Raw genomic sequence first — 23,317 nt, 5'->3', positions numbered from 1 at the left:
TTCATTTAATTTCGCCTGCTTTTCCCGCTTTATTGATAAATTGATTTATAAATCATTCCCAATTGACATCCGATCATCTGAAAAAATCGCTCACTATAGGATTGGGAACTGGAAAGAGGTTACGTACTTATGTGGATAGCCTATGCATCCTCGGTTATAATGCGCTCTTATTTTTGTTTAGAATTGCCATTCTTATGCATTTGAAGCAATTAAAATTAGCCGGTTTTAAATCTTTTGTTGACCCTACGGTGGTTCATTTTCCGAGTCAATTGGTTGCAGTTGTTGGCCCCAATGGTTGCGGAAAATCGAATATAATCGATGCCGTACGTTGGGTCATGGGGGAGAGTTCTGCGCGAAATTTGCGTGGTGAATCTATGGCTGATGTGATTTTTAATGGTTCTTCTAATCGGAAATCTGTAGGTCAGGCTTCTGTTGAACTGGTGTTTGATAATAGCCTTGGACGTTTGACCGGTCCTTTTGCCAGTTATGGAGAAATTGCCGTAAAGCGCATTGTAACTCGCGATGGTGATTCTTCTTATTATTTAAATGGCAGTCGTTGTCGACGTAAAGACATTACCGATATTTTCCTTGGAACTGGTGCTGGAGCTCGTGGTTATTCAATTATCGGTCAGGGTACTATTTCCCAGTTGATTGAAGCCCGACCAGAAGACTTAAGAGTATACCTCGAGGAAGCTGCAGGCGTATCCAAATATAAAGAACGACGACGCGAGACCTTACAACGTATTGATCACACGCGCGAAAATCTAACTCGTGTTGCGGATATCCGAGAAGAACTAGACAAACAATTACAGCGTTTAGAACGTCAGGCTAAAGCGGCGGAACGTTATCTGATTCTCAAAGATGAAGAGCGCTTATGTCGTGCAGAAATTTTAGCATTAAAATGGCGAGATTTTATTGCCCAACAAGAAGTGAAACAACGTCAAATACAAGAATTCGCAGTTGGTTATGAACAACAGCAAAGTGCATTAACAAAAGCAAATAAAGACCGGGTCATTTTGAATGAAACCCTGCACGATGCAGAGGAACAATCGCAACAAATTCAAGCGAGCTTCTATCAGTTGGGTACTGAAATTGCACGTTTGGAAGAGACCATACAACAGCAAACGCGTGAAAAGAAACGTTTGGAACAAGATCAACAGCAAATGCAGGAGGATTGGCGGGTTGCTGCGGAACAACTCAAACATGATAAAGAAGAACTGCTTCAGTGTCAGCAGCACGCATGCGATTTGGAAAAACAACTTGAGCAATTAAAGAATCAATTTACAGAACAAGAAGCTAATTGGCTAGATACGCAAAAACAACAGGCAGAATGGGAACTTCGATGGCAAGAGGTTCAGACTCAAAGCAGTACTCTGAAAAGGGAATTTCAAGTTGCACAAGTTAAAGCGCAGCACCTGGAAGAGAAGCATCAGCAAACCCTTTTAAGATTAGAAAAGCTTCAATTAGAACAAGAAACCATTTCTGTAGCAGATTTACAACAAACTCGGAAAAATTTAGAGAATCAACATACTAAATTAATTGCAGATCAAGAATTTGATGAACTTCAACTCAAACAAAGCCAAGAGAGTGCGGAACAATTACGCGCCAAATTACAAGATATAGAACAAAAGCTGCATGGATTACAAGATGATTTCCATCAGGCAAACAGTGAGTATGCCGCATTGATGGCCGCTCAACGCGCAGCAAAACAAGGTGTGCAGAGTAATAAAAATACGATTAAGGAATGGTCAGAAAAGCCCCGATTAATGGATATTTTACAGGTTGAAACCAAATGGCAATCAGCTTGCGAACGTGTGCTTAATGAAGCATTACATGCTTACGTATTGGAAACTTTTGATGAGTTATGGCCGCACCGAGTACTTTGTGAGCGGCAAGGGGAACATATTGTTACCCTTAGAAAGGGCGATCTCAAATCCGCGACTCATCCACGTCTCATAGATAAAATAAAAGGGGATATCCCGGCACATGTATGTCCATTGGAGCATATTTATACTGCGGAACATTTTGATGAAGCATTAAGCTGGTTGCCTGAGCTGGCAGAGCATGAGTCTATTATAACGCCTGATGGTTTTTGGTTGGGGAAAGGATGGGTGAAATTTGTTACTCCTGAAACCCAGGATGAATTAGGTTTATTGGCCCGACAACAAAAAATTTCTGATTTATCTGTAGTTGTTCAGGAGTTACAACAAAAAATTGAGATCCTGAGAACAGAACGTGACGAGACCCATCTGCAGTTACAGAGAAGTCTGAAGGAAATAGAATTACAACAGCTTAATGTGAATGCCAGTAATGAGGCATTAAGAGTAAATAGTGTGGCTTTGAGTGCTAATGAGCAAGCCATTATTCATGCTGAAAAACAAGCAACCGCTTTAGCATCAGAGTGCGAAGAGTTGAAGCTTATTTTGGAAGAAATGGCAGCAGAAGAATTTGATATAAAAGAGAAATTGCATTCTTTAGAAGAACAATGTCGAGATTATGAACAACAACATGAGCATTGTCTGCGTGAAAAGCAAGAATGGTTGCAAACTCTGGCATTAAAAAATAAACAAATAGAAGAGTCTCGCGTTGTGCTGCATCAAGCAGAGCTGGAATATGATAGAGAACGAAATAAAATACAACAAATTAACGATCGTATCCAGCGGGAACAAGAACGTTTAAATATTTTGCAGGAGCGTCTGGAAAATTTAGCGATGCTTTGCTTGCAAACTGAAGGTCCTGGGGAAGAGCTCAACGAACAACTGGCCCTACTGTTGCAAAAACATAGTGAAGTGGAATTGCAATTGACTCTTGGTCGAGAGCAGTCATCACAATTAAGGAGCGAACTTGAAGAGTGTGAGAAAAATATTTTAAACTGTGATTTTGAGGTAAAACGTATCCAAGAACAAATAAGCCAGACTCGGATGGAAGAGCAGGCTTTGGCAGTGCGTGCTAGCTCCGTACATGAATCGCTTGATGAACTGGGTTTGCAAGCGCAATCATTACTTGAGTTGATTCCTATTGATGTGACCCAAGTTATGCGGGAGGATGAATTAATCGCTCTTTCTGAAAAAATCAAACGCTTGGGTGCTATTAACCTTGCTGCGATTGAAGAATTTACTGCAGAACAGCAACGTAAAGTATATTTGGATGAACAGTATAATGATTTAAATCAAGCGTTGGCAACTCTGGAAACTGCCATTGAAAAAATGGATAAAGAAACCCGCTCACGTTTGGAAAATACCTTTGACGAAGTTAATTCTTCATTCAAGGCGCTTTTTCCGCGTTTGTTTGGTGGTGGGAGAGCGCAGCTTGAATTGACTTGTGATAATCTGTTGGAAGCTGGTATTGTAGTAATGGCACAACCTCCGGGAAAACGAAACAGTACGATCCATTTGTTATCCGGGGGCGAGAAGGCAATGACTGCTGTAGCATTAGTTTTTGCTATTTTTCAGTTAAATCCTTCACCCTTTTGTATGCTAGATGAAGTGGATGCACCTTTAGATGATGTAAATGTAGGGCGTTTTTGCGCTTTAGTGAAAGAAATGTCACAATTCGTACAGTTTCTTTTTATTACACATAATAAAGTTACAATGGAATTGGCAGATCATTTGATTGGGGTAACTATGCGTGAACCTGGGGTATCTCGCTTGGTTGCGGTTGATGTAACACAAGCTTTGGCTATGGAGTAGATGATGCAGGAAAATTGGAGCCTAATTCTTAATGTCCTGTTGTTAATTGGCGTTATCGTAGCAATTGGGCGCTTAATGAAAGCTCGAAGACAGAGCTTAAGTCCAGAACGTTATCAACCTAATCTGGGAACACCAGAAAAGAGTTCCGATGGCACACAGAATTATAATGATGACATTATTGCTGTACGTAAAGTCAATGCTGAGGCAATGGAGAATAAAATTGAAGTGGATAAGGATTTGCAATTAGTAAAGAAAACTACGGCAAAGCCCTCACAACCACGTTTAATGCCTATGGATGATGAAGATGACTTTAAGTTAAAGATAGAGATTGAGTCAAAACCAACACCTAAAATAGAAGTTGAGACGAAAACCCAGGTGGACAGTCAGACTACTTTGATGATGTTTTTGCTCGCAAAAGAAAACAGACAATTTGCGGGATATGACTTATTACAAACGGTTTTAGCGGCTGGTTTACGTTTTGGCGAAGGACAATTATTTCATCGCCATCAATTTCCTAATGGTCAAGGCCCTGTTTTGTGTAGCTTGGCCGCTGCAACTGCGACAGGTGTTTTTGATTTGCAAAATATTGGTGCTTTTAGTGTGCGTGGTCTTTGTTTGTATATGCACTCCTCAAAAAATCCCGGTATTGATATTGAACGATTTACGGTGATGCTGGAAACAGCAAGACAATTAAGTGAAGGTTTGGATGCGCACTTGCTGGATGATCAGCGTAAGCCGTTGACTGAAGATCGTATTGCACGTTACTACCGTCTATTACAAATTAATCAGTCTCATTTCGAGTCTGTTGCAGGTTAAGACTGTATAGTTGCCCGGGTGCCACGCTGCGGAACCCGGGATTGATACATGTATTTCATTTCCTTGAAACATGGATTTTGCATGCGCCATGCCAGCCTAAAGTTTTGATTGGGAATAAGGATTAACCTTTTTTTACTGTTATTACCCACTTGAACTCTACGCACAAGTGTTAGTACACTAGACTTTTGGCCATATCTAAATACTATGAACCTAAATACTGTTGCTGCATTACTTGCCCAACCATGTCAGATCAATGCTGAACTTACTGGTATTTGTACTGATACTCGTGAACTCACACCAGGAAGTCTGTTTATTGCCATTTGTGGTGAGCGTTTTGATGGGCATGATTTTATCAAAGAAGCAGAAGCGCGAGGTGCAGTAGCTGCAATAGTGAGTCATACTGTAGATGGAGTAGGTATACCGCAATTTGTAGTTTCGGATCCTGTACAAGCATTAGCCAAAATAGCAGCAGCGCACCGACAAAATGTGCATTGTCCTGTTATCGCATTAACTGGATCCAATGGAAAAACTACAACTAAAGAAATGATTGCTGCCATTTTACCGCCTCCCTCTCATGCTACTAAAGGCAACCTAAATAATCATATTGGTGCTCCCTTAAGTGTTTTACAATTAAATAACAAACATCGTTATGCGGTTTTTGAATTAGGTGCAAATCACCCAGGTGAAATCGCACATACGGTTGCAATTGTTCATCCCGATGTGACATTGATTAATAATATTGCTCCAGCACATGTGGAAGGATTTGGCTCTATAGATGGTGTTGCTCGCGCCAAAGGTGAAATACATCAGGGCTTATCTCTTGCTGGTGTTGCAGTAGTTAACGATGATGATGCTTATGCCCATTTTTGGGATGAATTATTGATTGACCAAAAGGTTCTTCGTTTTTCTCTAGATCATCCCACGGATATCTATGCTCAAGACGTTGTGCTGGATGAGCAGGTCTGTGGTCAATTTTCTTTAATTGTGCCTAATGGACAAGCAGATATTCATTTAAAAATTCCTGGTTTGCATAATGTTCGCAATGCGTTAGCGGCTGCAGCATGTTGCTATGCAGTGGGTATTTCCATAAAAGAAATTCAACAGGGTCTCAATTGTTTTGGAGGTGTAAAAGGTCGTTTGTCGGTTCTTAAAGGAAAAAATCAATCTACAGTGATCGATGATACGTATAATGCGAATTTACGTTCTGTTTTAGCTGCTTTAGAGGTATTAGCAGAACGCCCAGGCAAAAAAATTTTTGTATTTGGTGATATGGGTGAGTTGGGAACTTGGGCTACTCAGCATCATCAGGAAGTTGGACTTGCTGCGCGTAGGTTGGGTATAGATCAGTTGCTCAGTTGTGGCTCCAACAGCAGACTAGCTGCTGAGTCATTTGGTGTCGGTGGTGAGCATTTTTCTAGTCAAGAGACACTGGTACAAAACTTAGTAGAAAAATTAGCACCAGATACTGTTGTTTTGGTAAAAGGATCTCGATCCAGTGCAATGGAAAAAATTGTGCATCAGCTCATATAGATTAAGGAGCTTTAGCTCTAAGCTACATGACAACAAATAATTAAATAAAGAACAAAAGAAATTTTTTTGTATGATGCTGAATGGTATGTAGGTTTGTGGTATGCTTGGCCGCTTTTTTGACCCAACATTCTGTTGGGCATTATTTAACACAAACCCATAATTGGGGTTAACCAAGAGGAACAATTATGCTCTACTGGCTAACGCAGCTATTTCAAGGGCAATATCATGCGTTAAGAGTTTTTCAATACCTGACTTTCAGATCTATTTTAGCTTCTTTGACTGCACTTATAGTGGGATTATTGTGTGGTCCGGTCATGATTCGCTGGTTGCGAGGCTTACAGATTGGTCAGATGGTACGGGATGATGGTCCTCAATCACATTTATCCAAAGCAGGAACCCCGACTATGGGGGGAGTTTTAATCTTGTTGGCAATCACGGTGAGTTGTTTGCTTTGGGGTGATTTGCAACAGTCCAGTTTATGGCTTGTTCTTTTGGTTACGCTTGCAAATGGGGTTGTGGGTTGGGTTGATGATTACCGCAAACTGGTATTAAAAAACAGTAAAGGATTACCTGCGCGTTGGAAGTATTTTTGGCAATCAGTTATCGCGCTTATTGCTGTAATTTATTTATATATGCATGCTACTTTACCCGTCCATACCCAATTAACAGTGCCTTTTTTTAAATCTCTAACGATTGGTTTGGGTATTCTCTTCCCTGTTTTAGCTTATTTTGTAATTGTAGGAAGTTCCAATGCAGTGAATTTGACTGATGGACTGGATGGTTTAGCTATTATGCCGATAGTCATGGTTGCGGGTGCATTGGGGATTTTTACTTATGCTTCTGGGAATTCAGTCTATGCACCTTATTTGGGTATACCTTATGTTCCAAATACAGGAGAATTGACAATCTTTTGTTCTTCGATTGTTGGCGCAGGACTTGGGTTTCTTTGGTACAATAGTTATCCTGCCCAGTTATTTATGGGCGATGTGGGTTCTCTAGCTTTAGGGGCTGCTTTGGGCATTGTCGCGGTGGTCATTAGAGAAGAGCTAGTCTTATTAATGATGGGTGGCTTATTTGTCATAGAGACAATTTCCGTTATTTTACAAGTAGGTTATTTTAAATATACTCATGGTAAACGCTTATTCAGAATGGCACCTTTACATCATCATTTTGAATTAAAAGGATGGTCAGAGCCTAAGATAATTGTTAGATTCTGGATTATTACTGTTGTGTTTGTGTTATGCGGGTTAGCCACTTTAAAACTTCGATAAAAAGGTGCATTCATGAACTCTCCTTTGTATTTAGTTGCAGGTTTGGGTAAAACTGGAATATCGGTAGCGCGATATTTACGTAGAAAAAATAAACCTTTTATTGCTTTTGATACACGTGCACAAGCTCCAAGTGTAACTGAATTTACAAAAGAATTCCCGGATATTCTTGTTTATACTCAGCATATTCCTGATGAAGTAATCGGCCAACTGTCAGATATAATTGCAAGCCCAGGCTTGTCTTTGGATACACCGTTTTTAAAAAAAGCGATGCAAATGGGCATCTCTGTATATGGTGATATAGAGTGTTTGGCTCGCGAGATTCATGCTCCAGTGATCGCAATTACTGGAACTAACGGAAAATCAACGGTGACCACTTTAGTAGGGGAAATGGCAAAGGCAGCAGGATATAAAGTTGCTGTCGCCGGAAATATAGGAACACCAGTTCTTGATATGCTTCATGATGAGCATCAGTATGATTTGTGGGTTTTGGAATTGTCCAGTTTTCAATTGGATTTAACTTATTCTTTAGCACCAATCGCGGCTACAATTCTGAATGTATCTCCTGATCATTTAGATAGACATCATACAATGGATGCTTATGTGCAAGCGAAACAACGAGTGTATCATCAAGCACAAGTTGCATTATTTAATCGCGATGATCTATATACTGTTCCAGCTACAGAGGATAATCGTATTTCTTTTGGTACTGATGCCCCTGAAAAAGACAATTGGGGTTTGATCACCCAAGAAAATAAAATCTATTTGGCAAAAGGCAGCACAGGCCTTTTGCCCGTTGAGTCTGTATTAATCAAAGGAGTTCATAACTGGCTTAATGCGCTTGCTGCTTCTGCTTTAGCGGATGCTGCAGGGATTTCAAATCAACACATCACTAGTGTGTTAACTTCATTCACGGGGTTACCGAATCGGTGTCAATGGGTGCGAACTCTTGATGACGTAGATTGGATTAATGATTCTAAAGGGACAAATATTGGTGCAACCATCTCTGCTATTAATGGAATAGGAGGCTCTATGGAAGGAAAGATTGTATTGATTGCAGGCGGGCAAGGAAAAGGCGCTGATTTTAGCGAACTGGCTCAGCCTATAGCTGATTATGTAAGATCCATTATCTTAATCGGAGAAGACGCAGACAAGATTGAAGCTGCATTAGCTAATGTAGTGCCAATTTCGCGGGCTTCCTCCCTGGATAATGCTGTTGTTGTGGCTAAATCGCAAGCCAAACCAGGCGATGTTGTTTTATTGTCTCCTGCATGTGCCAGCTTAGATATGTTCCGTGATTTTAATCATCGCGGTGAAACGTTTGCTTCTTTAGTGAATGGATTGTAATCAATGCGGCCAAGACATGTGAATCAAAGGGGTAAACCTGTCAGCAGACCTATTTCGCTTTATGATAAGTGGTTAATTAGCGTGGTTATTGGTTTGCTGATTATCGGACTGATGATGGTGGCTTCAAGTTCAGTCATGATTTCTACCAAATATTTCCATCAACCATTTCATTTTCTAATTCGTCAAGCATGTTATTTATTTGCAGGTTTAATGATTGCCCTTATCGTGGTTAGGACAGATAGTAGTGTTTGGGAACGCATCAGCATGCCAATGTTGCTAATTTGTTTGTTGATGTTGGTTATTGTTTTGATTCCTGGAATAGGCCGGTCAGTCAATGGCAGTCGACGGTGGTTGGCTTTAGGGCCAATAGGTGTGCAAGTGTCTGAACTTGCCAAGCTCACTATGATCTTTTATCTTTCAGGCTATTTAGTACGCCAACAAAAAGCTGTCAGTGAGAGCATTTTGGGCTTTATTAAGCCCATGGTAATTTTGGGAGTTGTTTCTTTTTTGTTATTACTTGAGCCTGATTTTGGTGCCACAGTAGTAATTTCTGGTACTGTTATGGCTATGCTATTTTTAGCTGGTGTGAAATTACGCTATTATATAGGACTTATGGTTGTCGTTATGGGGGCACTAGCCTTTTTGGCGGTTTCATCTCCCTATCGAGTTGCCCGCTTAACGGCATTTTTAGATCCTTGGGCGGATCAGTACAATAGTGGTTATCAGTTGACTCAATCCTTGATTGCATTTGGTCGAGGAGGGTGGTTTGGTTCTGGTTTGGGAGAAAGTATCCAGAAATTATTGTATTTACCAGAAGCACATACTGACTTTTTATTTGCTGTATTGGCTGAAGAATTAGGCTTGGTAGGCATTTTACTGGTCATGCTTTTATACACTATATTGGTTATTAGAGGTATGACTATCGCATACAATGCTCATATGCAAGAGCGATTGTTTGCTTCATATACTGCTTATGGTCTGACTTTTTGGTTGGGGCTGCAAGCCGCTATAAATATGGGTGTTAATTCGGGATTATTACCGACAAAAGGGTTAACTTTACCACTAATGAGTTATGGTGGTGCAAGTATGGTTATCAATTGTGTTGTAATTGCGTTATTATTGCGCATTGATCATGAAAATCGTTGGCAGGCTCTTGGATTGGGGCCACTGTCATCATAAGGGGGCATTTGTGGGTAATTCAGGACAATTTATATCTTCAAGGATGGGCTGTGTAGAACAAATACATTTCGTTGGAATTGGTGGGGTTGGCATGTGTGGCATCGCTGAAGTATTACACTACCAAGGATATCGGATTACCGGTTCTGATTTAGGTGATGGGAGTACCGTACAAAGGTTAAAATCTTTGGGAATCCATGTTTATATGGGACATAAAGCAGAACATATAAAAGGCGCTGATGTTGTAGTGCGTTCCTCAGCTGTAGGTATGAATAATCCTGAAATTGTGGCTGCTCGCGAACAAATGATTCCAGTAATACCACGAGCAGCGATGCTTGCCGAGCTCATGCGCTTTCGTCATGGGATTGCTGTAGCTGGAACCCATGGTAAAACAACGACAACAAGCCTAGTAAGTAGTCTCTTAGCTGAAGGTGGCTTAGATCCAAGTTTTGTAATTGGTGGGAAATTAAATAGTCTCGGAGTTAATGCTCAGCTTGGTCAATCCCCATATTTTGTAGTTGAAGCTGATGAAAGTGACGCATCTTTTTTATTCTTAAAACCCATGATGGCCATAGTGACCAATATTGATGCAGATCATATGGATAACTATGAGAATGATTTTGATAAATTAAGAACAACATTTCTTGAATTTTTGCATCACTTGCCTTTTTACGGGTTAGCGGTGGTATGTATTGATGATCCGGAAGTACGCAAGATCCTTCCAGCTATTGAGCGACCTACCTTAACGTATGGATTTTCTGAGGAAGCTCATTATCGTGCGACCAAATGGACTCAAAATGAACTCATTAGCGAGTTCACTGTAGTACGTCCAGCACCATATTCTGAATTAAACATTCAATTTCAGTACCCGGGTCGCCACAATGTATTAAATGCCTTGGCCTCTATTGCGATTGCGACGCAATTAGGTGTGGATGATGCTTCCATTAAACGTGCATTAGCAAAATTCCAAGGAGTGGGGCGCCGTTTTCAAATGTTAGGTGAGAAAAGATTTGAGAATGGTTCAGCTCTTATTGTGGATGATTACGGCCATCATCCTCAAGAAATTCTATCAACCATTGATGCATTTCGACATGTTTGGCCCAATAAGCGTCTTGTACATGTCTTTCAACCGCATCGTTATACAAGAACTCAATCCTTACAAGAACAATTTGTTGATGTGTTGAGCCTTGCTGATGAATTATTTTTGTTTGATATTTATTCTGCAGGAGAACCAGAAATCCCTGGAGTAACTAGTGAAAGTTTGGCACAGAAAATCAGAGGTAAAGATAAAAAAGTAACTCTTGTGAATGAACAATCGCTTAAAGCAAAATTGAACCAGTTGATTAAAGATGGTGATGTGGTTTTGATGCAGGGTGCAGGGAGTATTGGTCAAATTGCTGTGAACTTAATGAGGGAAGTGTGAGAGCAACATGAGTCCAACTGAGAATGATTGTAGCCTTGTTACCGAGTTTCAAGGCAGTTTGCTTTATAATGAACCTTTGGCAGAATATACTACCTGGCGTGTTGGCGGTCCTGCTGCCAAGCTATATAAGCCCAAAAGCATTGCGGATCTGGCTATATTTCTTCGCCAGCTCCCCGAAACAGAACCTTTATTATGGTTGGGATTAGGTTCTAATTCTCTAATTCGCGATACTGGATTTCCAGGAACAGTGATTTTGACTCAAGGATGCTTAAGAGAAATCGCACTATTAGACAAGCAAATTATTAAAGTTGATGCAGGAGTATCTTGTGCGAGTATGGCGCGTTTTTGCGCGCGTAATGATTTGTCTGGCGGCGAATTTTGGGCGGGAATCCCTGGAACAATGGGAGGCGCTTTGCGTATGAATGCCGGTTGTCATGGTGGCGAAACCTGGAATTTTGTAGTTGAACTGCAGACCATGACTCGCAATGGTGAAATAAGAATTCGTAAGCCCGATGAATATGCGGTGGCGTATCGACATGTTTCTGGCCCATCTGATGAATGGTTCATCTCAGCTACATTTAAGCTACAGCCTGGTGATAAAGAAACCTCATTACAGGTCATAAAAGATTTGTTGGCACACCGTGCAAACACACAACCCACTAATGAATACAATTGTGGTTCAGTGTTTCGAAATCCACCAGAAAATTATGCAGCTCGGCTTATTGAGTCCTGTGGATTAAAAGGTATCAATATCGGAGGCGCAGTAGTTTCTCAGAAACATGCTAATTTTATTATCAATCATCAAGGTACAGCAACTGCAGCTGATATTGAAGCATTGATTAATTTAGTACAAACTAAAGTTCGTGAGCAGACATCAATTGAGTTGATGCGCGAAGTTCATATAATCGGAGACCATTAAATGTCCAAACTTCTCAATTTAGTTCTGCTTTATGGTGGAAAATCCGGAGAACATGAAATCTCATTAATTTCAGCTGCATCTGTGCTTACTCATTTGGATACTGAAAAATATAATATTATTCCTGTAGCAATGGATAAAGAGGGATTATTTCATCTCCATCAATATCAGGATTTGCTAGCCTACAAAGAAAAACTTCCAGTAGTAACTGAACACTCAAAATCTTTGGCTAGTTTATTTGTTAATGGACGTTTATCAATTGATGCTGATGTTGTTTTTCCTGTAGTTCATGGACCCTTATATGAAGATGGTTGCTTGCAAGGAATGCTTGAGCTAGCAGGTGTTGCTTATGTGGGTTGTGATGTACTTTCTTCATCCATTGGAATGGATAAAGATATGGCAAGACGCATTGCTTGCGTCAATGGTTTAAAATCAGCAAATTATAAGCTCTTATCATGGCATGCCTCAGCATCAGAAAGGCAACACTTTTGCCATGAAGTTGCAGAAGAGTTTGGTTGGCCAGTATTTGTTAAACCTTGCTCAATGGGTTCCAGCGTAGGCATTCATAAAGCAAAAAATATGGCTGAATTGTTAGTCGCAGTTGATGATGCTTTGCGCTATGACGAAGAGATTTTAGTAGAGTCCTTTGTTCATGGACGAGAAATTGAATTGTCTGTTCTGGAGAGTGCAGTACCTTCCGGTGAGCCAAGAGTTAGCATCGCAGGTGAAATACGTGTCAATCACCCGGATGGTTTTTATTCTTATTCAGCAAAATACTTGGAGAGTGGACAAACTGATCTGATTGTACCTGCTCCTTTAAGTCAGAATTTATATGAGCAATTAAGAAAGGCATCTGCAGATATTTTTATCCGGCTAAAATGTAAGGGCATGGCGCGTGTGGATTTTTTTGTTAATGATAAAACAGAAACGATCTATTTTAACGAAGTAAACACCTTACCTGGATTTACTTCAATCAGTATGTACCCAAAACTATGGCAGGCGAGTGGTTTATCTTATCCCGAATTATTGGATGAGTTGATTCGTATTGCGATGGTGCATCAGAATTGCCGCCAACATTTGGTAACCAACTATTTGTGAGCGCCATGAAGAAAAATAGGGATGTTGATTCCAGTAATTTGCGGTATATCTGTTGGTTGTTGGTATTAAGTTTAAGTGCAATATTCTTAACTTGCCGCTTAGGCTACTATTTTCTATCCGATGCAGAGCGGTTTCCAATTACTACAATCAAAGTTGCAGCAAATTATGAACATGTTACGCATAAAGAGCTGGAAGGTGTATTATCAAAACACTTGAGTAATAGCTTTTTTACATTATCAATCAGTGCGTTACAGAATGAGTTAAATGAGCTCGGTTGGATCGACACAGCATCTGTGGAGCGTGTTTGGCCAGATACATTGAAAATAAGGCTTGTTGAAAAAAAACCCGTTGCAATTTGGGATAATGCTTTGATGACCGCGGATGGAAGATTATTTAATGAAGGTGCTATACCAGAGGGTCTAAGCTTACCGAAATTAAAAGGACCACCATCTCAGCAAGAAGAAGTCTTACAAGTTTACGAAAAATTGAGTAAGATATTGTCAATGTACAGCTTAAACGCTACTGGACTGCATCTAAGAGAAAACCAATCCTGGGTATTGCTTTTAGCCAATGATATAAAAATATATTTAGGAAAGAAAGAGTTAGAAGAACGATTGCAGCGTTTTTGTAAAGCATATCCAGCAGTGTTTGCTGAAAAAATTGAGCAACTGTCTAGCGTGGACCTGCGTTATCCACGTGGTATGGCAGTGCAGTGGAAACAACAAACGGAACGATAATGGCAAAAAAAATAGAAAAAGATATTATCACTGGATTGGATATTGGAACTTCAAAAATTATTGCATTAATTGGCGAAGTCACAGCGGATGGTGCAATAGAAATCATCGGAATAGGTCGTCATCCTTCTCGGGGTTTAAAACGTGGTGTTGTGGTTGATATAGAGGCGACCGTGAACTCCATTCAGCGAGCTGTTCAGGAAGCTGAGCTTATGGCTGGATGTGAGGTGAGAACAGTTTATGCCGGTATTGCTGGCAGCCATATTCGTAGTTTAAATTCACATGGTATTGTGGCGATTCGCGACAAAGAAGTCTCGCAAGCTGATGTGGAACGTGTGATCGATGCTGCAAAGGCTGTAGCAATTCCTGCCGATCAAAAAATTCTACATGTATTACCGCAGGAATTTATCATCGATCAACAAGGCAGCATCCGCGAACCTATAGGAATGTCAGGAGTACGACTTGAATCGCGTGTGCATATAGTTACAGGATCAGTAAGCGCTGCTCAAAATATAGTCAAGTGCGTGCGTCGTTGTGGTTTAGAGGTAAATGATATTATTCTCGAGCAATTGGCTTCAAGTCATGCAGTTTTGACCGAAGATGAAAAAGATCTTGGTGTTTGCTTGATTGATATTGGTGGTGGTACTACGGATATTGCGATATTTTGTGAAGGTGCAATTCAACATACTGCCGTAATTCCCATCGCGGGGGATCAAGTAACCAATGATATCGCTATGGCGTTACGCACACCGACAAAAGCAGCAGAGTCCATTAAACTGAATCATGCGTGTGCTCTAACTGAATTAGCAAATTCGGACCTCATGTTGGAAGTTACTAGTGTTAATGACAGGCCAGGAAGGAAGATATCAGCCAAGACTCTATCCGATGTAGTCGCGGCACGTTATGAGGAGCTATTTACTCTAGTACGCAATGAATTACGACGTAGTGGTTTTGAGGATAGAATGGCTGCAGGTATTGTTCTAACTGGTGGGGCTGCCAATGTTAGAGGCGGTATTGAACTTGCAGAACTTTGCTTTGAAATGCCGGTAAGAAAAGGTTGCGCCCATCATGTATCCGGATTGGCTGAAGCAACAGAAAATCCTTCATTTGCAACAGGGGTAGGTTTGTTGTTACAAGGATACCAACAACAGTATGTATCGAACTACAAGGTACCTACAATGAATGATAATACCCAAAGTTTATGGGCCCGTATGAAAGAATGGTTTCAGGGTAATTTTTAGGTTACAACTAACGTATATAACTCGATCGGTAATAATTCTATTTAAGGGTATACTGCCGATGTTTGTTGAAAGATTAAACATATGAGGGGAGCAGGTTATGTTTGAATTAATGGAAGGCCAACACCATAGTAATAATGCTGTTATTAAGGTCGTAGGTGTTGGCGGTGGTGGTGGTAATGCCGTCCAGCATATGGTTGCAGAAAATATTGATGGTGTTGAGTTTATTTGTGCTAATACTGATGCACAAGCACTAAGAGGCTCAAATGCAAAAATACATATTCAACTTGGTGATGAGCTGACTAAGGGCTTGGGGGCAGGCGCAAATCCACAAATAGGTCGCGAAGCAGCCGAAGAAGATAGAGACCATATCCGAGAAATCTTAAGTGGTGCAGATATGGTATTCATTACTGCAGGAATGGGTGGTGGAACTGGAACAGGTGCAGCACCGGTTTTTGCAGAAATTGCTAAAGAATTAGGTATTTTAACTGTAGCTGTTGTAACCAAGCCTTTTTCTTTTGAAGGTAAGCAACGCGCATTGGCCGCAGAGGACGGAATCCGTCGTTTAGCCGAACATGTTGATTCATTAATCACAATTCCTAATAATAAATTACTCAGTGTTTTGGGAAAAAACATCAGCCTTCTTAATGCGTTCAAAGCTGCAAATAATGTTTTACTTGGCGCAGTAAAAGGTATCTCTGACTTAATCACTCGTCCAGGCTTGATTAACGTTGATTTTGCAGACGTACGAACAGTAATGTCAGAAATGGGTATGGCTATGATGGGTACTGGCAGTGCGGTGGGTGAGCAGCGAGCGCGTCAAGCCGCCGAAGCAGCAATTGCGTCTCCATTATTAGAAGATGTGAACTTTTCAGGCGCACGAGGAATCCTGGTCAATATTACTGCTGGCCTTGACATGTCAATTGGTGAGTTTGAAGAAGTCGGAGATGTTGTTAAAGAATTCATTTCTGATGATGCAACTGTAGTGGTCGGAACAGTAATCGATCCAGAAATGACAGATGAAATGCGGGTAACAGTTATTGTTACTGGTTTAGGCGATGCGAGACAGCGCCATCAACAGGCACAGCCACAATCCCATCGGGCACGTTTGCTTGAAACAACGCGCAGTGATGGTTCTTTGGATTATCAGCAATTGGATAGACCTGCCGTTGTTCGCAAACAAGCTCAATCAGGAATGTCTTCGGGCGTAAAACAAAATGGTGATGGCATACCAGATGTGGATTATCTTGATATTCCAGCATTTTTACGTCGGCAAGAAGAAGCTTAAAATAAATTGTCCCCCTTCCTCTGTATTAGTACAGATGAAGGGAAATTTAATTATTTGATAAAAAAATAATTAGACTAAATATTAAAATATTGATACGATCACTAGGTTTTGCGTGCAAAATAAAAAATTTTTAAAATTGATATTAAGAGGAACAAGGTGAGCACTGAATGACAAAACAAAGAACTCCTAAAAAGGTGATCCAGGCAACTGGTGTAGGATTGCATTCCGGTGAAAAAGTGCTGTTAACCTTGAGACCTGCTCCTGTTAATACAGGCATAGTTTTTAGAAGAGTAGATCTTTCACCTGTAGTAGAAATACCCGCGTCATATGAAAATGTGGGTGACACTATGTTATGTACCACGTTACACCATGGACCAATTAAAATTGCCACCGTGGAACATTTGCTATCTGCCTTGGCTGGGTTGGGTATTGATAATGCTTATATTGATGTGAATGCTCCAGAATTGCCAATTATGGATGGCAGTGCCGCTCCTTTTGTTTTCTTGATCCAATCAGCAGGAATACGAGAGCAAAACGCGCCTAAAAAGTACATTCGGATTCTTAAACCCATTCGAGTGGAAGACAATGGAAAATACGTTCAATTTTATCCTTATAATGGGTATAAAATTTCTTTCACTATTGACTTTGATCATCCTGCTTTTAATGATAAGCCACAAACCGTAAGTTTTGATTTTTCTACAACTTCTTATGTGAAAGAGGTATGCAGAGCCCGTACATTTGGGTTCCTCTCCGATTATGAAAAATTAAGAGAATGTGATTTGGCAAAAGGCGGAAGTTTGGATAATGCTATAGTTGTCGATGACTATCGTGTTCTCAACGATGATGGACTTCGTTTTGAATCAGAGTTTGTCTCACATAAGGTATTGGATGCAATTGGTGATCTATATCTATTAGGTTCTAGTTTGATTGGTGCATTCGAAGGGTACAAATCAGGTCATGAACTGAATAACAGATTGTTACGTGAATTAATGGTAAGACAAGACGCTTGGGAATATACTTATTTTGATAAAGAAGAATATCTCCCTACAATGCAAACCGAATTTTATCCTGTCGAAGCGTAGGAATGTAGCCTGGGTGAAGACAACGTCGTAACCCAGGAAAACAAAACCGCATATGTCTCTGGTTATGATTTGCCTCCACCTGGCTACGTTTATTCGGATTCCTAGTGAATTTAATAATAAATGATTGGCAAGGGAGTGTTGTGGCATGAAACTTAATATTAGCCTTTTTACTTTTGCGTTGTTGTGTAGTTCCTCAATATATTCTGCAAGTACTGCAGAAACACCCAAAAAGAATGCTGAGCAAGCACTCCAAATGAATTGGTTGGATACCAATATCTCACCAAGCAAAGATTTCTATGCTTATGCTGTGGGTAATTGGCAAAAAAATAATCCCATTCCTCCCGATTATTCAAGCTGGGGAAGCTTTAATCTGATTAATGAGAAAGTTCAAAATATTATTCACCAAATGTTAATCGATGCTGCAAAAGATACTAAAGCAAAGCCAGGCAGCATAGAGCAAAAGGTTGGGGACTTTTATTATAGCGGTATGGATGAAGCCAGCATCAATCAACTGGGTATTAAACCACTGCAGCAAGAATTTGATCGCATTAATCATTTAAAAAATTTAACTGATCTACAAAATGAAATAGCACATTTGCATCAAATAGGAGTTGATGTGTTTTTTAATTTTGGCAGCATGCAAGATTTCAAAAACAGTGAAGAGATGATTGCTGCCGCCATGCAGGGCGGTTTAGGCTTGCCCGATCGCGATTATTATTTAAAAGGTGATGCCAAGTTTAAACAAATTCGCACGGCTTATATAAATCATATAGCTAAAATGTTTGAGCTATTGGGTGATTCTCCAGATAAAGCAGCTGCTGAAGCCAGCACGGTGATGAACTTAGAAACGCAAATGGCAAAGGCTTCGATGTCTCAGATAGAACAACGTGATCCCCATGCGATATATCATATTTTGGATAGAGCACAACTTGCTAAAGTCACTCCCAATTTCTCATGGCCAGCTTATTTTTCAGCGATGGGACAAGCTCAAATCAAAAGTATTAATTTAGCAATGCCCGAATTTTTTAAAGACATGAACAAACAACTAAGAACCGTTTCTTTAGATGATTGGAAAACATACGTGCGTTGGCATTTAATTGATGCTTTTGCATCATACTTATCCAAACCCTTTGTGGACCAGAATTTTAAAATGGTTTCAGTCCTGACGGGGGCTGAAAAAATATTGCCTCGATGGAAGCGGGTAGTTGCTACGGAAAATGGTGCTTTGGGTTTTGCTATTGGTAAAATGTATGTGGCGCGTTATTTTTCTCCTGAAGATAAAAAGCAAGCTTTGGATATACTCAAAAATATCCGCGCGGTTTTACAAGAAGATATTAGCACTCTATCATGGATGACCCCTGCTACTCGTGAGGCAGCATTGAAAAAGCTTTCAATGATGGAGGAACGAGTAGGTTACCCTTCCAAGTGGCGAGACTATTCCAAATTAGTAATTAATAGAGGGCCATATGTCTTAAATGTAATTCGCGCTAATAAATTTTTAACGAATCGTGATCTTAATAAAATCGGTAAACCTATAGACCGAACTGAATGGGTTATGACACCACAAACCATCAACGCCTATTATGATCCTTCAATGAATAATTTAAATATTCCAGCAGGAATTCTTCAATCACCATTTTTTGATCCAAATGCACCTGCTGCTGTAAATTACGGCGCGATTGGTTTTGTAATGGGACATGAAATGACGCATGGATTTGATGATCAAGGCGCGCAATTTGACGGGCATGGTAATTTAAAAAATTGGTGGACTCCAAGTGATTTAGAAAAATTCAAGGCAGCTACGCAGTGCATTGTGAATCAGTTTTCTCAATATGTTGTAGATGATAATTTGCATGTACAAGGAAAGTTGGTTGTAGGAGAAGCTGCTGCTGATTTAGGAGGGATTACACTTGCCTATAGAGCTTTTAAGCATTCTGATGCATATAAAAATGCACCTACAATTGGTGGTCTGACACCAGATCAACAGTTTTTTCTCGCAACAGCACATGTTTGGGCGATGAACATTCGGCCACAACAACTGCGTAATCAGGTAACTACTGATCCACATCCTCCTGCACAATATAGGGTGAATGGCAGTTTAGCTAATATTCCTCAATTTCAGGAAGCGTTCGATATTCCTAATGACAGTCCCATGGTGAATAAAAACCGTTGTGTGATTTGGTAATTAGTTGCTCCTCCTGAATATGCAAGAGGAGCTTATACGCTTATGAAGATGAAAAAATATAAATAATTAAATTGCTTCCATTGTGAACATTGGTTAGACTTTCTGCACTGTTTACAATTAATTGTGGAGATAATGATGACTAAAGAAGAAATGATTTGTCGTATCGTACGTTATGTAACCCAAAAACCAAGTCGCAAAAAAGCGTGCTGCGGATGATTAGTTTATCTGAACTACTTGCTTATAAAAATAAAACAGTAGTTAATCATTTTTGCTATCATCATCCTGACTGTTCTGAGCAAGAAGGTCAGGTTTTATTTGCAGATTTATTGGCTTGGATGTGGCTAAATGCGCAAAGGGCAAAACAAGGTAAGAAAACCTACCTTTTTGGACCATTGCTCATTCTTGATGAACTGTGGCATACCTTTATTCTCCATACACGAGATTATGTCGATTTTTCCATAAACTATTTTGATTCCTATTTTCATCATGATGTTGAGCCGAGTGGTAAAGAACATATAATTGAAGAAGAAGAATTGACTGATTATCTACAAGATTGTTTTGCTTATCTTGGCCCGGAATGGGTAACTCGTCGTTTTGCAACAGCGCTAACTGAAACAAATTCTTAATTTTTTTCTCTAATTATATCTGCAGTATTTCTAGGTTGAGTACAGCAAAACGGAACCCAGGACTCCAATCGTAATACGGTGCTAAATCGTGGGGCCTCGTTGCACTCAGGATGTAATGCTTCACCCAGGTTACAATGACATTGTATTAATGATAATAGGTGCAGTTGTCAATGTTCTTGATTATTACTGCTTGCATTTACTGAATCATCACCATCAGCTAAATGCAATAATGCTTTTTGTAATGGTTCATAGGTACAATGTTGGCTTTCACTAATAATGATTGCTTTCGCTTTTTCGGATAGCTCATGCTTTGAGGTTGGTACGGATTTGTCATATTGTGCTGTTGGTTCAATAACAACCACTTTAATTGAAGAAAGTTGATACATGCCTGCTTCTTTACGTAATTTATCTCGCAGTTCAGGAATTGCATAACGTAATTGCATTGCCCAGGCAGCGTCAGTAGTTGTTAACAGCAAACAACCTTTATTAAAACTGCCCACCTGACATTCATTTGCTAAAGTATCAGGGAGCAAAAGTTTAACTTTATTTGCAAGCTCTTCTAACTGAACAGAGCGTTGGCATAGATCAACAAGTTGTTTATTGAGGCAACGACTGATAGAACGCATTTTTCGATTCTGAATAAAAAAAATGTAAAGAGAGTTAGTATATACTTCCTATGAAGTATAGAATAGTAAATTTGAGCTAAATGCAATATCATAATTTTTTAGTAGACTTTCAGGATTATAGGTGAATCAATGTTTGAGAAGCCCTACGACAGCAATGTTATTTATTTTACCCGCATGCATTGGATTATATTTTTTTGGCCAGTTATATCTTTATGCGCTGCTTTGATGATCGTTAATTATGTGGAAATTGATTTCTTACATAAACTTGGATACGGTTTCGCCGCGCTAGCCTTATTATGGGTTGGAATAACCTGGATGACTTATTATTTTTCTTCTCTCACAATCAAGAAAAATCACGTGATTATCCGTACTGGAGTCGTTGTGAGACAAACGATTGATATTCCATTAAGCAAAATTGAAGCGATCGATATTCGTCAATCCATTATGGGCAGCATGTTGAGTTATGGGATGATAAGCATCACCGGTACTGGTGGCACTCGTCGTATTATTAATTTTTTGCATAACCCTCTGACGTGCAGACGTTACATTGAACAACTGATGGGTGAACTACATGGTAATGATTAGGTCATTGTGTTCTTTTTTTCTTGATTCACGTAGGAGCCCGCTTTTTCTGACACAGACTCCTGGGTAATAGAGCAAATTAAATTCTTGCCAGAAGTTCTGCTTTTGTTTTTTCATCAACAAAAGCAGATTCTATGGCCATACGTGTGATTGCATTCATTATTTCATCACTGTAGCTGTATGATTTTTGTACTCGTTGATATTCCTGCCCCAAGGTCGTATTCATAAAAGGAGGATCATCAGAGTTGATACTAATTTTAATCCCTTCGTCATAAAATCTAGGCAAAGGATGTTCATTCATATCTTTAAACAAACCCAAAAAGATGTTACTTGTAGGACAAATTTCCAAAGTAATATTTCTATCTTTTACCATAGCAATGGTATCTGGTGAATAAATCGAATTAACCCCATGTCCTATACGTTGGATTGGCAGATGTTCCATCGCCTCGACCATACCGCTTGCAGGAGCAAATTCCCCTGCATGTACTGTGCATTGTAAACCTGCATCAGCAGCAATACTGTATGCTCTGCTGAATAATTTAGGAGGAAATTTTGCTTCATCACCGCCTAAACCAAAACCTGTGACGCAAGGAAACCTATCTTTATGAGTTTGTTGCGCAACATGCTCAACAGCTTCTACACCAAAATGGCGAACGGCAGTAATTAAAATGCGTCCTACTATATTGAACTGCTCTTTAGCATCGTCAATTGCTTGTTGAATTGCTGCCAGATGTTCTGCGGAAGGGATTTTACTCGAGAGCTCTGCATGATCTGGTGAATACATCATTTCAACATAAATAGCATCTTCTTGAGCGCGGGCACGTAAATAGTCGAAGGTGATATCATAATAATCCCGAGGATGCCGAATCACCGATGCAAGCGTATCATAAACTTTTAAAAAATCGAGAAAGTCTTTGGATACATAACTTTTTCCATCAGATGCAACGAGGCCTTCAGGGAGTACTAGTTTATTACGTGTAGCCAACTTTGCAGCTAATCCAGGAGTGATGGTACCTTCCAAATGGACATGTAACTCCGCTTTTTTTAAACTCATCATGTGCTCCTAATTTCTTTAAAAGTTAGAGTAATGGTAACTTAGATGAAAAAGCTATAAAATACCCACTTTAAATTATAGTTATTTGGATTGGTTATGAACTCAGATGATATAGATAAAGCTTATGTAAGTCCTTATGATAAATTTTTATTTGAATTTGATGCAACTCATAATAAATCTGCATCGCAAATAAAAGAAATTAACAAGCACAAGCGTATTTCTATGATGCGTGATAATAAAGATTACGGAAATGAAAAGGGTGAAATCTGGGAAGAATTTTAATCTTCACATAGCCTCAGTGAAAGCAATCCGAGCTTTGCATCAGATTGTTTTTACGCTTCATATTACCAATATATAGCACAGTAGTCTCCTTTTGATAGTCATCATCCCCAGGAGTTTACGACGAAGTAGATCCCTTATTGCGCATCAAGAGGATTCATCCTTGTAAATGCTCAATAGTGTCAACTTAAGGAAATGAGTCATCGTAGCTTGGGTGAAGGCGCAAGCCATCCAGAGACCAGGGCGATTTCATCAAAGTTTAAAAACCAATCACTTTTCTTAAGTATTGAGTAGAAAGAGCAGCTTTCATTCTTTTTAAAGCAATACCATCCTGAGAGGATTTGTCCTCTTCCAGCAATT

Annotated in this window: 20 protein-coding genes; 17 read left to right on the top strand and 3 right to left on the bottom strand. The window is 39.8% G+C overall.

Going from position 1 to position 23,317, the window contains the following annotated elements; translation table 11 throughout:
* Positions 1–194 precede the first annotated feature (194 nt).
* The 15 genes from smc to ELY20_RS04700 all read left to right on the top strand — a co-directional run bounded on the left by smc (position 195) and on the right by ELY20_RS04700 (position 20,416).
* Positions 195–3,689: a chromosome segregation protein SMC gene (smc, locus tag ELY20_RS04765; RefSeq protein WP_110141780.1), complete on the top strand. Its 3,495-nt coding sequence runs from the start codon at positions 195–197 to the stop codon at positions 3,687–3,689.
* 3 nt (positions 3,690–3,692) lie between these two features.
* Positions 3,693–4,505: a cell division protein ZipA C-terminal FtsZ-binding domain-containing protein gene (locus ELY20_RS04760; protein WP_199739210.1), complete on the top strand. Its 813-nt coding sequence runs from the start codon at positions 3,693–3,695 to the stop codon at positions 4,503–4,505.
* Between the two features lie 204 nt (positions 4,506–4,709).
* Positions 4,710–6,035, top strand: coding sequence for a UDP-N-acetylmuramoyl-tripeptide--D-alanyl-D-alanine ligase (locus tag ELY20_RS04755; protein ID WP_110141761.1), 1,326 nt, complete (start codon positions 4,710–4,712; stop codon positions 6,033–6,035).
* A 185-nt stretch (positions 6,036–6,220) separates the two neighbouring features.
* Positions 6,221–7,306, top strand: coding sequence for a phospho-N-acetylmuramoyl-pentapeptide-transferase (mraY, locus tag ELY20_RS04750; RefSeq protein ID WP_110141762.1), 1,086 nt, complete (start codon positions 6,221–6,223; stop codon positions 7,304–7,306).
* 12 nt (positions 7,307–7,318) lie between these two features.
* Entirely contained in the window at positions 7,319–8,650 is a 1,332-nt protein-coding gene (murD, locus tag ELY20_RS16870) for a UDP-N-acetylmuramoyl-L-alanine--D-glutamate ligase (protein ID WP_110141763.1), read from the top strand.
* Positions 8,651–8,653: 3 nt separating this feature from the next.
* Entirely contained in the window at positions 8,654–9,829 is a 1,176-nt protein-coding gene (gene ftsW, locus ELY20_RS16865; RefSeq protein ID WP_110141764.1) for a putative lipid II flippase FtsW, read from the top strand.
* A gap of 10 nt (positions 9,830–9,839) precedes the next feature.
* Entirely contained in the window at positions 9,840–11,249 is a 1,410-nt protein-coding gene (gene murC / locus ELY20_RS04740) for a UDP-N-acetylmuramate--L-alanine ligase (protein ID WP_110141765.1), read from the top strand.
* A 7-nt stretch (positions 11,250–11,256) separates the two neighbouring features.
* Positions 11,257–12,168, top strand: coding sequence for a UDP-N-acetylmuramate dehydrogenase (gene murB / locus ELY20_RS04735; RefSeq protein WP_110141766.1), 912 nt, complete (start codon positions 11,257–11,259; stop codon positions 12,166–12,168).
* Positions 12,169–13,263: a D-alanine--D-alanine ligase family protein gene (locus tag ELY20_RS04730; RefSeq protein ID WP_110141767.1), complete on the top strand. Its 1,095-nt coding sequence runs from the start codon at positions 12,169–12,171 to the stop codon at positions 13,261–13,263.
* 5 nt (positions 13,264–13,268) lie between these two features.
* Positions 13,269–14,000: a cell division protein FtsQ/DivIB gene (locus tag ELY20_RS04725; RefSeq protein WP_110141768.1), complete on the top strand. Its 732-nt coding sequence runs from the start codon at positions 13,269–13,271 to the stop codon at positions 13,998–14,000.
* Positions 14,000–15,238 (top strand): cell division protein FtsA, encoded by a 1,239-nt coding sequence (ftsA, locus tag ELY20_RS04720; protein ID WP_110141769.1) that lies wholly within the window; start codon positions 14,000–14,002, stop codon positions 15,236–15,238. The genes ELY20_RS04725 and ftsA overlap by 1 nt, the downstream gene beginning before the upstream one ends.
* A gap of 97 nt (positions 15,239–15,335) precedes the next feature.
* Positions 15,336–16,523 carry a cell division protein FtsZ gene (gene ftsZ / locus ELY20_RS04715; protein WP_110141770.1) on the top strand — a complete coding sequence of 396 codons (1,188 nt, stop codon included), beginning with the start codon at positions 15,336–15,338 and terminating at the stop codon, positions 16,521–16,523.
* A 167-nt stretch (positions 16,524–16,690) separates the two neighbouring features.
* A complete protein-coding gene (lpxC, locus tag ELY20_RS04710; RefSeq protein WP_110141771.1) occupies positions 16,691–17,605 on the top strand; it encodes a UDP-3-O-acyl-N-acetylglucosamine deacetylase in 915 nt (304 codons plus the stop codon).
* Between the two features lie 145 nt (positions 17,606–17,750).
* Positions 17,751–19,790 carry a M13 family metallopeptidase gene (locus tag ELY20_RS04705; protein ID WP_110141772.1) on the top strand — a complete coding sequence of 680 codons (2,040 nt, stop codon included), beginning with the start codon at positions 17,751–17,753 and terminating at the stop codon, positions 19,788–19,790.
* A gap of 212 nt (positions 19,791–20,002) precedes the next feature.
* On the top strand, positions 20,003–20,416 hold the full coding sequence (locus ELY20_RS04700; RefSeq protein WP_110141773.1) for a glycine-rich domain-containing protein: 414 nt from the start codon (positions 20,003–20,005) through the stop codon (positions 20,414–20,416).
* Positions 20,417–20,583: 167 nt separating this feature from the next.
* Here the strand turns inward: ELY20_RS04700 and ELY20_RS04695 are convergent, their stop codons facing one another.
* On the bottom strand, positions 20,584–21,042 hold the full coding sequence (locus ELY20_RS04695; RefSeq protein WP_110141774.1) for a DUF721 domain-containing protein: 459 nt from the start codon (positions 21,040–21,042) through the stop codon (positions 20,584–20,586).
* A gap of 129 nt (positions 21,043–21,171) precedes the next feature.
* Here ELY20_RS04695 and ELY20_RS04690 point away from each other — a divergent pair, with 129 nt between their 5' ends.
* Complete coding sequence (locus tag ELY20_RS04690) at positions 21,172–21,627, top strand: PH domain-containing protein (protein ID WP_110141775.1); 456 nt, start codon at positions 21,172–21,174, stop codon at positions 21,625–21,627.
* A gap of 76 nt (positions 21,628–21,703) precedes the next feature.
* On the opposite strand, the gene ELY20_RS04685 is transcribed toward ELY20_RS04690, so the two are convergent.
* Positions 21,704–22,678, bottom strand: coding sequence for an adenosine deaminase (locus ELY20_RS04685; protein ID WP_110141776.1), 975 nt, complete (start codon positions 22,676–22,678; stop codon positions 21,704–21,706).
* 96 nt (positions 22,679–22,774) lie between these two features.
* Between ELY20_RS04685 and ELY20_RS04680 the strand changes: the two genes are divergently transcribed.
* Positions 22,775–22,960, top strand: a complete 186-nt coding sequence (locus ELY20_RS04680) for a CBU_0585 family protein (protein WP_058466621.1) — start codon at positions 22,775–22,777, stop codon at positions 22,958–22,960.
* A gap of 256 nt (positions 22,961–23,216) precedes the next feature.
* On the opposite strand, the gene ELY20_RS16965 is transcribed toward ELY20_RS04680, so the two are convergent.
* On the bottom strand, positions 23,217–23,317 hold a 101-nt coding region (locus ELY20_RS16965; protein ID WP_233590492.1), incomplete at its 5' end, for a hypothetical protein.

It is taken from the genome of Legionella qingyii (genome assembly GCF_003990155.1).
In the GTDB taxonomy this organism is placed as follows: Bacteria; Pseudomonadota; Gammaproteobacteria; order Legionellales; family Legionellaceae; genus Legionella; species Legionella qingyii.
This window is presented reverse-complemented; position numbering and strand designations above follow the sequence as displayed.

What these genes read in the sequence shown, in the direction of transcription:
- ELY20_RS04755 (WP_110141761.1), top strand. Translation starts at nt 4,710, where the DNA reads ATGAACCTAAATACTGTTGCTGCATTACTTGCCCAACCATGTCAGATC.
- lpxC (WP_110141771.1), top strand. Translation starts at nt 16,691, where the DNA reads ATGACAAAACAAAGAACTCCTAAAAAGGTGATCCAGGCAACTGGTGTA.
- ftsZ (WP_110141770.1), top strand. Translation starts at nt 15,336, where the DNA reads ATGTTTGAATTAATGGAAGGCCAACACCATAGTAATAATGCTGTTATT.
- ELY20_RS04695 (WP_110141774.1), bottom strand. Translation starts at nt 21,042, where the DNA reads ATGCGTTCTATCAGTCGTTGCCTCAATAAACAACTTGTTGATCTATGC.
- ELY20_RS04700 (WP_110141773.1), top strand. Translation starts at nt 20,003, where the DNA reads ATGATTAGTTTATCTGAACTACTTGCTTATAAAAATAAAACAGTAGTT.
- ELY20_RS04760 (WP_199739210.1), top strand. Translation starts at nt 3,693, where the DNA reads ATGCAGGAAAATTGGAGCCTAATTCTTAATGTCCTGTTGTTAATTGGC.
- murD (WP_110141763.1), top strand. Translation starts at nt 7,319, where the DNA reads ATGAACTCTCCTTTGTATTTAGTTGCAGGTTTGGGTAAAACTGGAATA.
- ftsW (WP_110141764.1), top strand. Translation starts at nt 8,654, where the DNA reads ATGCGGCCAAGACATGTGAATCAAAGGGGTAAACCTGTCAGCAGACCT.
- smc (WP_110141780.1), top strand. Translation starts at nt 195, where the DNA reads ATGCATTTGAAGCAATTAAAATTAGCCGGTTTTAAATCTTTTGTTGAC.
- ELY20_RS04730 (WP_110141767.1), top strand. Translation starts at nt 12,169, where the DNA reads ATGTCCAAACTTCTCAATTTAGTTCTGCTTTATGGTGGAAAATCCGGA.
- ELY20_RS04685 (WP_110141776.1), bottom strand. Translation starts at nt 22,678, where the DNA reads ATGAGTTTAAAAAAAGCGGAGTTACATGTCCATTTGGAAGGTACCATC.
- ELY20_RS04690 (WP_110141775.1), top strand. Translation starts at nt 21,172, where the DNA reads ATGTTTGAGAAGCCCTACGACAGCAATGTTATTTATTTTACCCGCATG.
- ftsA (WP_110141769.1), top strand. Translation starts at nt 14,000, where the DNA reads ATGGCAAAAAAAATAGAAAAAGATATTATCACTGGATTGGATATTGGA.
- murB (WP_110141766.1), top strand. Translation starts at nt 11,257, where the DNA reads ATGAGTCCAACTGAGAATGATTGTAGCCTTGTTACCGAGTTTCAAGGC.
- mraY (WP_110141762.1), top strand. Translation starts at nt 6,221, where the DNA reads ATGCTCTACTGGCTAACGCAGCTATTTCAAGGGCAATATCATGCGTTA.
- ELY20_RS04705 (WP_110141772.1), top strand. Translation starts at nt 17,751, where the DNA reads ATGAAACTTAATATTAGCCTTTTTACTTTTGCGTTGTTGTGTAGTTCC.
- ELY20_RS04680 (WP_058466621.1), top strand. Translation starts at nt 22,775, where the DNA reads ATGAACTCAGATGATATAGATAAAGCTTATGTAAGTCCTTATGATAAA.
- ELY20_RS04725 (WP_110141768.1), top strand. Translation starts at nt 13,269, where the DNA reads ATGAAGAAAAATAGGGATGTTGATTCCAGTAATTTGCGGTATATCTGT.